Genomic DNA, 11,982 nt, shown 5'->3' on the forward strand with positions numbered 1-11,982 from the left:
AACCCCTATTTAGTCATTTATATTCCATAGTTTAATGAAACTTCTTGTTTTCGATAATTACGATTCATTTACTTATAATCTTGTTCATTTGGTGGAAAGTATTTTACATCAAAAAGTAGATGTTTTCCGTAACGACCAGATTTCGCTGGAAGAAATTGGAGCCTACGATAAAATAATATTATCACCAGGCCCGGGCATACCGGAAGAAGCCGGATTGTTGCTGCCCTTAATAAAAACTTATGCGCCCACCAAATCCATATTGGGTGTGTGCTTAGGTCAGCAGGCTATAGGGGAGGCTTTTGGTGCAAAGCTTACCAATCTTGCTAAAGTTTATCATGGAGTTGCTACCGATTGTACGATTGTCGGGGAAGATCCAAAATTGTTTAAAGGCTTGCCCGCGCATATTGAAGTCGGTCGTTACCATTCTTGGGTGGTTTCGAAAGAAAATTTTCCTGAATCGTTAGAAATAACCGCTGTTGATGAAAATGATATGATTATGGCGTTGCATCATAAAACTTTCGATGTGCGCGGTGTACAGTTTCATCCGGAAAGTGTGTTGACGCCCGAGGGCGCAGTTATTTTAAAGAATTGGCTGGCGGCTTAAATCTTTATTTTAAAATGGATATGATTTCGGGAAAAACAATTGATTGAAGATGGAAACAAGCAGATTATGAAAAAAATTTTAAACATACTATTTGAACATAAAACGCTGGATCGAAACACGGCGAAAGAAGTGCTGGTGAACATCGGTAAAGGTGTTTATAACGAGCATGAGATTACGGCGTTTATGACCGTATTTCTGATGCGCAGCATTTCGCTTCAGGAGCTTCAGGGTTTTCAGGATGCTTTGCTGGAACTTTGCGTTACCGTTGACTTTGACGGTTTGGAAACCCTGGATATTGTCGGCACCGGAGGCGACGGGAAAAATACATTCAATATTTCAACGCTATCTTGTTTTATTGTCGCCGGCGCCGGTTATAAAGTCGCTAAACATGGCAACTACGGCGCATCCGCGATCAGTGGATCGTCAAACGTGATTGAGTCGATGGGCTATAAGTTCAAAAACGACAACGCAGCTTTGTCCAAAGAATTGGATCAGGCAGGCATTTGCTTTTTACATGCGCCCTTATTTCATCCTGCGTTAAAAAACGTGGGCCCTATTCGAAAGAACCTGGGGATGCGTACATTTTTCAATATGCTGGGGCCACTTGTAAACCCGGCATCTCCTTCTTTTAGCATCATCGGTGTTTATAATTTGGAGATGGCGCGGCTGTATAATTATCTGTTGCAACAGCAATCGAGGAATTTTGCTATCGTACATGGACTAGATGGTTACGATGAAATTTCACTCACAGGGGATAGTAAGCTTTTCACAAAAGATGGAGAACGCGTCTTGTCTGCGATGCAGTTGGCCGGTCAGGAAGTTCACCCTGATGCTATTTCCGGGGGAGCGACCGTTGCCGAAGCGGCTTCAATTTTTAAAACCATTTTAGAAGGTAAAGGAACCAGGGAGCAGGAGGCCGTAGTGTTGGCCAATGCAGCTATTGCATTGCAGGTGACGGGTTCTTTTAATAATTATCAGGATGCTTTTCAGGCCGCCTCGGAAAGCCTGAAATCGGGGCGGGCGCATCAATGTTTGCAACAATTGATTTCTTTACAATCATAAAATTATACCGCAGTGGCGGACGATCATACCATGAATATTTTAGACGAAATAGTAGCTTATAAAAAGAAAGAAGTTGACCTGCGCAAAGCACAGATGCCGGTAAAAAGCCTGGAAGCGCGGTCTGCTTTCTCCCATCCTGTCCGCTCGCTGGCTGCCTCTTTGCTAAAGGAGGACAGCACCGGTATCATTGCTGAGTTTAAGCGAAAGTCTCCGTCAAAAGGGTTTATCAAACAGCATGCGGACGTTATTCAAATTACGGAAGCGTATACCAGGTTGGGTGCCGCTTGTCTTTCCGTGTTGACGGATGAGCATTTTTTCGGCGGCGCTGATGCGGATTTAATGGAGGCGAGAAAAAATGAAGTGCCTATTTTACGCAAAGATTTTATTGTTGACGCTTACCAAATTTTTGAAGCCAAATCGATAGGCGCCGACGTGATCCTGCTCATTGCAGCCTGTCTCTCTCCTTTGGAAGTGAAACATCTTGCCACAGTTGCCAAGGATCTGGGTTTGCAAACGATTCTCGAATTGCACGCAGAGGAAGAGCTGGCGCATATTTGCGATGCCACCCCGATTGTAGGTATCAATAACCGCGACCTGAAAACTTTCAAGGTTGATATTGAAAGGAGTTTGCGGATGGCAGCACAAATACCGGCTGACAAAATTAAAATCGCTGAAAGCGGTATCGACAAGATTGAAGATATTTTATTGTTCAGGCAGAACGGCTTCAAAGGCTTTCTCATTGGTGAATATTTTATGAAGCAGGCCGATACACCCGCAGCGTTTGAAAAATTTGTAAATGATTTGAAAGCGGCGCAATGAAGGAAATAAAGATCAAAGTGTGTGGTATGACCTCCCTGGAGCAGGTACGTCAATTAGCCGCGATGCATATAGATTATGCCGGCTTTATTTTTTATGAGAAGTCGCCGCGTTTTTTGTCGGATAAAATTGCTCCGGCGGATTTGCGGTCGGTTGCAGGAATAAAAAAAGTGGGTGTTTTTGTAAACGAAGCTACAGATAAAATACGGACCGCTGTCAAAGATTACGGATTGGATGCTGTTCAGCTACATGGCGACGAAACGCCCGAATTTTGCCGGACCTTGCGGTCTGAAACTGCTGTCATTAAAGCTTTTCGCGTAAGCGGGGATGAGGATTTGTCAGCTATGATAAAACCTTATGAAGCCAATGTTGATTACTTTCTTTTTGATACCAAAGCCAAAGAATATGGCGGCACGGGCAGGAAATTTGACTGGTCGGTTCTCGAAAAAAGCGCTATTGTCAAACCTTATTTTTTAAGCGGTGGTATTGGTTTGAATGATGGCGAACAACTGAGGGCATTTACATCGGCTAACGAAGTATTTTCTTTGGATGTGAATAGTAAATTTGAAACCGAACCCGGCGTGAAAGACCTGGAACTGGTAAAATCATTTCTGTCTAAAATAAAATAACCCGCTGTCGATGGCGGGTTATTGTTAATAAAAAGCATGTCCGTTTTATAAGCGGCCCTCCTTAATTTCTTCAACCACAGCCGGATCCAGCAGGGTAGTGGTATCGCCCAGGTTTTCCAGTTCGCCTTCGGCTACTTTTCTTAATATGCGGCGCATGATTTTGCCGCTGCGTGTTTTTGGCAGGGCGCTAACAAATTGAATTTTGTCTGGCTTAGCGATTGGGCCAATAATTCTTGATACAGTAGCTAATAAGTCCTGCTTCGTTAGCTGGTCATCTTCTTCCCGATGATGTTTGCTATCCATCACCACATAAGCATAAATGCCCTGTCCTTTTAGTTCATGCGGATAGCCGACAACAGCGCTTTCCACGACGCCAGCCATCATGTTGATCGCATTTTCTACTTCCGCTGTTCCAAGGCGGTGACCACTTACATTCAACACATCATCAACGCGGCCGGTAATCCTGAAATTGCCCGCCTCATCTTTAAATGCGCCATCACCCGTGAAATATTTATCCTCATAAGTACTGAAATAGGTCTGCCTGCAACGCTCGTGGTCGCCCCAGGTGGTGCGCAAGATGCCGGGCCAAGGCATGGTAAGACAAAGGTTGCCGCTGTAGTGAACATCGGTAAGCTCTGTGACTTCTGCTCCATTTTCATCCACCAGCACAGGTTTTACCCCCGGAAGGGGAAGTGTGGCCCAGCTTGCTTTTGCCGGTGTGACGCCTGCCAGATTCGAGATCAGGATGCCGCCAGTTTCGGTTTGCCACCAGGTGTCAACGATCGGGCATTTTTTCTTTCCTATATGTTCATCATACCAATGCCAGGCTTCTTCATTGATCGGTTCGCCCACGGTGCCCAACACTTTTAAAGATGAAAGGTCTTTTCCTTTAAGCGGTTCAAGCCCGTAACTCATCAGCGACCGGATCGCCGTTGGCGCCGTGTATAAAATATTGACCTTATGTTTGTCCACAATATCCCAAAATCTTCCGGCATCTGGCCAGGTGGGAATGCCTTCAAACATCAGGCAGGTGGCGCCGGCAAGAAGCGGCCCATATACAATATAGCTATGGCCGGTAATCCAGCCGATATCAGCGGTGCAAAAAAATACATCGCCCGGCTGGTATTGAAACACATTGACAAAACTATAAGTGGTCCAAAGCATATAGCCGGCCGTGGTATGTACCACGCCTTTTGGTTTACCGGTGCTGCCGGAAGTGTACAAAATAAATAAAGGGTCTTCCGCATCCACCTCTTCCGCCGGAGCTTTTAAGGCTTCTTCGTGCATGTTTTCGATCACTTCTTCCACTTCATCTCTCCACCAAACATCACGGCCTTTGATCATGCTTACCGGCGTTCGCGTTCGCGTATGAACGATCACTTTCTTAACGGTGCGATTGCCAATCAGGGCATCGTCGATAATGGACTTCAAGGGAATATCTTTCGCTCCGCGGAATGCCCCATCGCAGGTGATAATAAATTCAGCGTTTGCGTCGTACAAGCGATCGGCAATGCTTTGCGCCGAAAAGCCTCCGAAGATAACGGAGTGAATGGCCCCAATGCGCGCGCAGGCTAACACCGCAATCGGCAACTCAGGAATCATGCCCATATAAATACAAACACGATCGCCTTTTTTAACGCCGTTGTTCCGCAATACCTGGGCAAATTCACATACTTTACGATGGAGGATTTTGTAGGTTAAAGTCCTTGTTTTTTCATTCGGATCGTTGGGCTCCCAAATAATGGCCGGCCTGTCGCCAATCGCTTCAAGATGCCTGTCCAGGCAGTTTTCCGTGATATTGAGTTTGGCGCCTTCAAACCATTTGATCGATGGTTCTTTGAAATTCCATTCCAGCCCTTTTTTGCTGAAAGGCTGCTTTTTCTTCCATACAAAATCATCGGCTACTTCGCTCCAGAACCCTTCGGGATCTTCCAGGCTGCGCTTATAATCTTCGTGATATTGTTCTAACGACTTTATTTGAAACGGGTATGACATTGCAAACTGTTTTAAAGGGCTAATATAGTGAACTTATTATTATTAGCCACGTGTCCGTGCAATCGTTTGCTTTAAGAAAATGTAAACTCACACTCCGATTTGCAGCGCGCAGATAGTAGTAGACAGGCTAAAAATATTAGAAATAAATTAAACTTTTACTGGGCTGTTCCCGGTTTCCAGGGAATGTCGTCGACCTCCAGCAACCGGCCTGTATATCTTGCTAACACAAACAAATAATCGTTCAATCGGTTGAGATATTTGAGCACAAGCGGATCAACAGGAGCCGTTTCATTCAGGCGAACGCCACAGCGTTCAGCACGCCTACATACGCAACGTGCGATATGCAATTGTGAAACCGGCACAGCGCCGCCGGGCAGAATAAAGTATTTTAAAGGAGATAAAACTGTTTCCATGCGATCGATTTCCTTTTCAAGAAAAATACAATCTGCTTCACGCAGATCGGGTAGTTCCATTTTTACATTTTTATCGGGGTCGCGGGCTAATAGCGCGCCTATGGTAAACAGGCAGTCCTGTATTTGCTGTAAGCTTTCTTTTGAACCGGTGTCTTCCAACAGGTCTTTGCAAAGGCCAATGTGGGCGTTTAATTCATCAATAGTGCCGTAGCATTCAATACGCAAGTCGGCCTTAGAAATTTTTACGCCGCCAATTAAAGAAGTATGGCCGTTGTCGCCGGTTTTCGTATAGATCTTAAAGGCCATATTGCGGTAAATTTTATATTTAGATGAATGTTAGATTGAAACGCATCTAAATTAATAAATATCGGATTAACCCGGCAGTCATTTGCCAGGTACAGCCGGCAGGAACATTTCCGATGCTGGCCTGCAGCCGAAAACACAAAGCCGTGGATTTGAATGGATAAGCCGTTTCAAAATTTATTTCCTGGCGTTTATATAAAAAAATATTAAAAATAGAGCCACTAAAAAATGAGTTTGATACATTTTAACCATTATTTTGCCTGTACTAATGAGAAAATGGATTGACAGGCTAAAAAGAGCCAATTTCGTAAAGAAACTTGTGCACTTTGTGGTGGGGATGTGTACCTATCCCGGCATAGCGATCATTAACAAACTGAAGATTGAAGGCGCAGAAAATATCAATAAAGTTCCAAAATCTAACGTACTTTTTGTTTGCAATCATCAAACTTACTTTCTGGATGTTATCGCGATGTTTCATATTTTTTCCGCCGTTAAATGGGGCCGGAAAAAAAAGCTGGGCTTCCCTGTTTATATGCTGAATCCTTTCACGCGCGTTAACTATGTAGCTGCTGAACAAACCATGAAAAGCAGCTGGCTCAGCCGTTTGTTTTTATTGGCCGGTGGCCTGACCGTTAGGCGAACCTGGAACGAAAACAGTAAGGAGCAACGCTCGGGCCTCGATCCCAGCGACACCAGGAAGATTGAGCGGTCTTTAAAAGATAATTGGATTATCACTTTTCCGCAGGGCACGACCACGCCTTATGCGCCCGCGCGCAAAGGCACAGCTTTAATCATCAAACACCATAAACCCATTGTTATTCCGGTTGTGATTAATGGCTTTTCGAAGGCATTTAATAAAACGGGCGTTTCATTAAGAAAGAAAGGGACGCTTTTAACGGTAACTTTTAAAGAACCATTACAGATTGATTATGATGCGTCCGCGCAGGAGATTACCGAACAGATTATGGACGCCATAGAACAAAGCAAAAAATTTATGCCTGAAGTGTTAAAACACTAAAGATTGCTCATCAACTTTATGGCTTCAACGGCTTCCTTCACATCATGTACTCTTAAAATAGAAGCGCCAGCAGTAAGCCCAATTGTATTTAAAACGGTGGTGCCATTTAAAGCGCCGTCGGCGTTTGTGTGGAGTGTTTTATAAATCATACCTTTTCTACTTAAGCCCAGCAATATCGGTAAGTTCAGCATCTGGAAGGCGGACAAGTTTTTTAATAAAGTAAAGTTGTGAGCGGTTGTTTTGCCAAAACCAAAACCAGGGTCGATCACTATGTCTTTGATGCCGGCGCGGCGCAGTACATTTACTTTAGTGATAAAAAAATCAAGCACTTCTTGGGTAACATCTTCGTAATGCGGGGCTTGTTGCATAGTCTGCGGTGTGCCCTGCATATGCATCAGCACATAAGGAACGCCCAGGTCCGCAACGGTGTTTAGTAGTTGGTCGTCCATGCTGCCGGCGCTTATATCATTAACTATGCAAGCGCCGGCCTGAACGGCTTCGCGTGCGACTTCGCTATAAAAGGTATCGATAGAAACAAATACTTCCGGGAAACGTTGATGAATGGCTTCAATCGCCGGAAGCACTCTGGATAATTCCGTGGCTGCGTCGACCCATTGGCTGCCTGGCCGCGTGCTCTGCCCGCCAATATCGAGAATGGTAGCGCCATCACTGATCATTTTTTCTGCTGTCTCGAGCAGGCGAGCGCCTGGCTGGTGCCTGCTTCCGGGAAAAAAAGAATCTGCATTGATGTTTAAAATGCCCATTACAATGGGCTGGTCGATGGTCAGTAAACGGCCTTTGCAATTAAGTGTAAACATCAAATTTTTGTTTGTTACTTTTGGGGTGAAGTTAATTGAAAACTCAGAAGTAAAACTTATCATTCCTACGTAAAATCAAATTTTAGTGGCGCAGATGAATAAAACAGTCGAGCAGTATGACGCTGTAATCAATAAATGTAAATCGCTTTTTTTCAAAAAAAATAAGGACTATGGCACCGCCTGGCGGGTGCTACGTACCATTTCGATTGCCGATCAAATTTATATCAAGGCGCAACGTATTCGAACGATACAGGAAAAAAAACAGCAGCTGATCGCCGACGATATTCCCGGAGAATTTGTGGGTATGATCAATTATGCCGTTATCGGGCTGATACAATTACAGCTAACGGAAGATGCTCCCTGGGATTTACCGGAAGAGCAGGTTAGCGCGTTATATGAAAAGCAGATCGGCGACACCAGAAGCCTGATGGAGAATAAAAATCATGATTATGGCGAAGCCTGGCGCAGCATGAGCCAGGAAGGGTTTGTGGACCTTATTTTAATGAAATTGTTCCGTATCCGCCAAATTTTGAATAATGAAGGTGCAACATTGGTAAGTGAGGGGATCGACGCGAATTATCAAGATATTATTAATTATTCTGTTTTTGCCTTGATCCTGCAGCACGAATCTACAAAAGAGAACTAAATGAAAATATGGGTACAAATAGCCAGGCTGGTAGTAGGCCTGCTTTTTATTTTTTCCGGGCTGGTAAAGGCAAACGATCCTATTGGACTAAGTTATAAGATGCAGGAGTTTTTCCAGGTTTGGGGAACGAGCGCTTTAGATGGAGCGGCGCTCACACTTTCTGTATTAATGATCGCGTTTGAAATTATTGCCGGAGCCGCATTGTTGCTGGGCTGGCGCATTAAGCTGATTGCGTGGTTCTTGCTTTTACTGATTTTGTTCTTTACTTTTTTGACTGGCTACGCTTATCTATCCGGGAAGTTTAAAAACTGCGGCTGTTTTGGTGATTGCGTTCCTATTACGCCACTCACCTCATTTTTGAAAGATATTGTTTTACTCATCTTGATCATCTTTATCTTTTTTAATACGAAATATATTAAGCCGTTATTCCGCAAGAGTTTAGTGTTGATTTTAATGTTGGCAGTTACTATTTTCAGTTTTGCAGCTCAATGGTACACACTGCATCACTTGCCGGTAGCGGATTGCCTGCCGTTCAAAACAGGCAATAATATTCCCGCGCAAATGCAGGTTCCTGCTAATGCTATTCCCGACAGTACGGTCATCACTTTTGTATATAAAAAGAATGAGGATACCGTAGAATTTACAGCCGAAACTTTTCCCGCAGATTTTAATGATAGTACTTATGAGTTTGTAAGCCGTTACGATAAAGTGATCAGGCCCGGCGTTAACAACGAGCCGCCTATCAAGAGTTTTGCGATCATGGCTGCGGATGGAAGCGATATGGCGCCAGTTATTTTAGGTAGTCCTCAAATTTTGTTACTGTTTGTCGAAGACGCTTCTACATTTGAAAAATGGATTAAAGCAGCGGAAGAAATTTATCCGGCCATAAAGGAGAAAAACTTAAGTCTGTATATAGTATCTTCCACAAAAGCTGCTTTGGTTAAAGCGCTCGCCAATACATCTTTAAAAAATGTGATGGTTTGGGAGGGCGATGCGACAATGATACGCACGGCTGCAAGAACCAATCCTACTTTATATCTTCTTAAGAAAGGAACAGTGAGCGGCAAATGGAGTTATAAAAACTTTGATGATGCTGCAACAGTGATAGCAACATTACCCAAAGAAGCGTTGATTGGTAACTGAAGTCCTGTTTTATGATACAGTACATAACCAAAAAGTTGTTTTACAGCCTCCTGGTTCTTGCAGGGGTCGTTGTGCTGGTATTCTTTTTATTCCAGGGTTTTGGCGATCCTGCGCGCCTGGTTATGGGGCAAACGGGTGATGCTAAAACGCAGGAAAATATTCGGAAGGAGCTTTATCTTGATCAGCCCAAATGGAAACAATTTTTGTTGTATGTAAATGATGTGTCTCCGCTGGGGGTGCACTCGAAAGCGGAGATTGCCGACAAAAATTTGAGAGGAATATTCATTGGCGGGGCTACCAAACTGGGCTTGAAAATCCCGTATCTAAGAAAATCCTATCAAAGCAAAAGGGAAGTTGGAAGCATCCTGATGCAGGCTTTGCCGGGCACTATTATGCTGACAATTGCAGCGATGGCGATTGCGGTATTTGTGGGGATTCCTTTGGGCATCATTGCAGCGGTAAGGCAAAATACCTGGCTGGATACAACGGCGATATTTTCCAGCATTATTGGCATTTCGGCGCCATCTTTTTTTACAGGGATTATCATCGCTTATCTGTTTGGGTTTGTGCTAACAGATTACACGGGGCTCCAAATCAGCGGCAATTGGTTTGATATTGATGAGGTAACCGGCCAGCGGATTTTCAGTTTTAAAAATCTGTTTTTACCGGCAATAACGTTGGGCATCCGCCCACTGGCGATCATTACGCAGTTGACGCGAAGCGCTATGCTCGATGTGTTGGATCAGGACTATATTCGCACCGCATACGCGAAAGGACTTCACAAAAAAATAGTGATCTGGAAACATGGATTAAAGAACGCGCTCAATCCTGTGATTACGGCCATTACCGGATGGTTTGCCGAATTGTTGGCGGGCGCTTTTTTTGTAGAGTATATTTTTGGCTGGCAGGGCATTGGGAAAGTGACAGTTGATGCATTGGAGAAACTCGATTACCCCGTGGTTATGGGCGCTGTACTTATTTCCGCCACTTTTTTTATTCTTATGAATATTGTGGCGGATGTACTCTATGGCATGTTTGATCCGAGGGTGAGAAAATAAAGCCGGGTGTATCTATTTTACAATCACTTCTTTGATCACTTTGCTGCCTAACGCTTCGTTCACCCGCTCTATTATTTTTTCTTTTTGATAGATCAGCTCGTGTTTTAATGGTGCAACGGTGGTGTACACAAAAAGTTTATCTCCGATAATGTGAAGTTTATCGGTATACCGCGCTACCGTTTTTCCCATAATCTTTTCCCAGGCGGCGTCGATTTCGAGCGCCTGAATATCCCCGCGAATGCGGCTTTTTCTTAAAAACTCCTGTAATGCTTCGCCAATTGAATATTGTGCCATAACTAAAATTTATCCGTGCTACCACGGGTGCGCTGCTTTCAATTTACAAAGATATCAATTCGAAGTCAGCTTTTATTTGATCGAGATGTGACCGTAATCTATCACTGTTGGTATCGGTGATGAAAACCTGGCCGTTATTTTCCATACATACTTTTTTCAACAAATTACTGATTCTGTCTTCGTCGAGTTTTTCAAAAACGTCGTCGAGCAGTAGCAGCGGAATAATTTTTCGCTCTTCATGGATTACCTCCAGTTCGGTGAGTTTTAATGCAAACAAAAGGCTTTTCCTTTGTCCCTGCGACGCGAGATTCTTAAAAGGCTGCCCGTTCAGTTGAATCAGGATATCATCCCGATGTGTACCGGTAGTAGTCCTTTGTAAGGCGCGATCTTTTTGCTGGCTGGCAGCCAGCAATGCTTCAAAAGAAGTTTCCAGCAACCGGCTTTCATATAACAATGAAATATCTTCCTCTCTTTGCGCGATTTCGGTGTAACGCCTTTTTACTTTTGGTAAAAATGACACGAGGAACTGGCTTCTTTTTTCAAAAATAAAGTTGCCGGGCACGAGTAGTTGCTGCGTTAAAATCTGAAACAATGCCTCGTCGATCTTTCCGGTATCGGCTGCCGACTTCAGCAATGAATTACGTTGTTGCAATATTTTTTGATATGAAATAAGCTGCTGCAGGTATTCAGGATTGATTTGTGATAGCAACGAATCAAGAAAACTGCGCCTTTCCTCGCTTGCGCCGGTAATCAATACGGCGTCGTCGGGCGCGATCACAACGCAGGGATAGCGCCCGATATGCTGTGAAAATTTATCGTACGCAGCGCCATCAATCAGGAACTCTTTTTTATTGGTTTCCCGCAGCACGCAGGTTGCTGTTTCGTCCTGCTCATTCCGTTCAAACAAACCTTCTATCCGGAATCCCTGAGTGCCTTGCTGTACGTTGACGACATCCGATTTGCTGAAATAGCTTTTGGTAAAACATAAATAGTGAATAGCGTCGAGCAGATTGGTTTTGCCCACGCCGTTTTTTCCGCAAATACCGACTACATGCTTGTTAAATTGAAACACCTTGTTGGTGTAGTTTTTAAATTGTAAAAGCGATATGGATTTTAACTGTAGCATTGAAGCAAAAATAGGCCTTGAAAAATGGATTATGAAGAACTTTTACGTCTGGCCAGG

13 protein-coding genes are annotated in these 11,982 nt (G+C 43.9%); 8 read left to right on the forward strand and 5 right to left on the reverse strand.

Going from position 1 to position 11,982, the window contains the following annotated elements:
• Positions 1 to 34 precede the first annotated feature (34 nt).
• The 4 genes from ABDK00_RS07090 (at position 35) to ABDK00_RS07105 (ending at position 3,111) form a co-directional block, all read left to right on the forward strand.
• Positions 35 to 604 carry an aminodeoxychorismate/anthranilate synthase component II gene (locus ABDK00_RS07090; protein WP_346239463.1) on the forward strand — a complete coding sequence of 190 codons (570 nt, stop codon included), beginning with the start codon at positions 35 to 37 and terminating at the stop codon, positions 602 to 604.
• Between the two features lie 66 nt (positions 605 to 670).
• Positions 671 to 1,666, forward strand: a complete 996-nt coding sequence (trpD, locus tag ABDK00_RS07095) for an anthranilate phosphoribosyltransferase (protein ID WP_346239464.1) — start codon at positions 671 to 673, stop codon at positions 1,664 to 1,666.
• A 12-nt stretch (positions 1,667 to 1,678) separates the two neighbouring features.
• On the forward strand, positions 1,679 to 2,485 hold the full coding sequence (gene trpC / locus ABDK00_RS07100; RefSeq protein ID WP_346239465.1) for an indole-3-glycerol phosphate synthase TrpC: 807 nt from the start codon (positions 1,679 to 1,681) through the stop codon (positions 2,483 to 2,485).
• Positions 2,482 to 3,111 (forward strand): phosphoribosylanthranilate isomerase, encoded by a 630-nt coding sequence (locus ABDK00_RS07105; RefSeq protein ID WP_346239466.1) that lies wholly within the window; start codon positions 2,482 to 2,484, stop codon positions 3,109 to 3,111. Before trpC ends, ABDK00_RS07105 begins: the two co-directional genes overlap by 4 nt.
• A gap of 45 nt (positions 3,112 to 3,156) precedes the next feature.
• Here ABDK00_RS07105 and acs read toward each other — a convergent pair whose 3' ends face one another.
• Together acs and ABDK00_RS07115 are read right to left on the reverse strand one after the other, a co-directional pair.
• Positions 3,157 to 5,106: an acetate--CoA ligase gene (gene acs, locus ABDK00_RS07110; protein WP_346239467.1), complete on the reverse strand. Its 1,950-nt coding sequence runs from the start codon at positions 5,104 to 5,106 to the stop codon at positions 3,157 to 3,159.
• Between the two features lie 155 nt (positions 5,107 to 5,261).
• Complete coding sequence (locus ABDK00_RS07115) at positions 5,262 to 5,825, reverse strand: cob(I)yrinic acid a,c-diamide adenosyltransferase (protein ID WP_346239468.1); 564 nt, start codon at positions 5,823 to 5,825, stop codon at positions 5,262 to 5,264.
• Positions 5,826 to 6,090: 265 nt separating this feature from the next.
• Between ABDK00_RS07115 and ABDK00_RS07120 the strand changes: the two genes are divergently transcribed.
• Positions 6,091 to 6,840, forward strand: coding sequence for a lysophospholipid acyltransferase family protein (locus ABDK00_RS07120; RefSeq protein WP_346239469.1), 750 nt, complete (start codon positions 6,091 to 6,093; stop codon positions 6,838 to 6,840).
• On the opposite strand, the gene folP is transcribed toward ABDK00_RS07120, so the two are convergent.
• A complete protein-coding gene (folP, locus tag ABDK00_RS07125; RefSeq protein ID WP_346239470.1) occupies positions 6,837 to 7,658 on the reverse strand; it encodes a dihydropteroate synthase in 822 nt (273 codons plus the stop codon). The two genes, ABDK00_RS07120 and folP, sit on opposite strands and share 4 nt — an antisense overlap.
• A gap of 94 nt (positions 7,659 to 7,752) precedes the next feature.
• Here folP and ABDK00_RS07130 point away from each other — a divergent pair, with 94 nt between their 5' ends.
• From ABDK00_RS07130 to ABDK00_RS07140, 3 genes are read left to right on the forward strand one after another with little or no spacing between them, the layout of a single operon-like run.
• Positions 7,753 to 8,304, forward strand: coding sequence for a DUF1599 domain-containing protein (locus ABDK00_RS07130; RefSeq protein ID WP_346239471.1), 552 nt, complete (start codon positions 7,753 to 7,755; stop codon positions 8,302 to 8,304).
• On the forward strand, positions 8,305 to 9,447 hold the full coding sequence (locus tag ABDK00_RS07135) for a BT_3928 family protein (protein ID WP_346239472.1): 1,143 nt from the start codon (positions 8,305 to 8,307) through the stop codon (positions 9,445 to 9,447). It begins immediately after the preceding gene.
• A gap of 11 nt (positions 9,448 to 9,458) precedes the next feature.
• On the forward strand, positions 9,459 to 10,505 hold the full coding sequence (locus ABDK00_RS07140) for an ABC transporter permease (protein WP_346239473.1): 1,047 nt from the start codon (positions 9,459 to 9,461) through the stop codon (positions 10,503 to 10,505).
• 12 nt (positions 10,506 to 10,517) lie between these two features.
• On the opposite strand, the gene ABDK00_RS07145 is transcribed toward ABDK00_RS07140, so the two are convergent.
• Both ABDK00_RS07145 and recF read right to left on the reverse strand, forming a co-directional pair.
• Positions 10,518 to 10,799 (reverse strand): DUF721 domain-containing protein, encoded by a 282-nt coding sequence (locus ABDK00_RS07145; protein WP_346239474.1) that lies wholly within the window; start codon positions 10,797 to 10,799, stop codon positions 10,518 to 10,520.
• Between the two features lie 43 nt (positions 10,800 to 10,842).
• Complete coding sequence (gene recF / locus ABDK00_RS07150; RefSeq protein ID WP_346239475.1) at positions 10,843 to 11,925, reverse strand: DNA replication/repair protein RecF; 1,083 nt, start codon at positions 11,923 to 11,925, stop codon at positions 10,843 to 10,845.
• Between the last annotated feature and the right edge of the window lie 57 nt (positions 11,926 to 11,982).

It is taken from the genome of Niabella insulisoli (assembly GCF_039652435.2).
Taxonomy (GTDB): domain Bacteria; phylum Bacteroidota; class Bacteroidia; order Chitinophagales; family Chitinophagaceae; genus Niabella; species Niabella insulamsoli.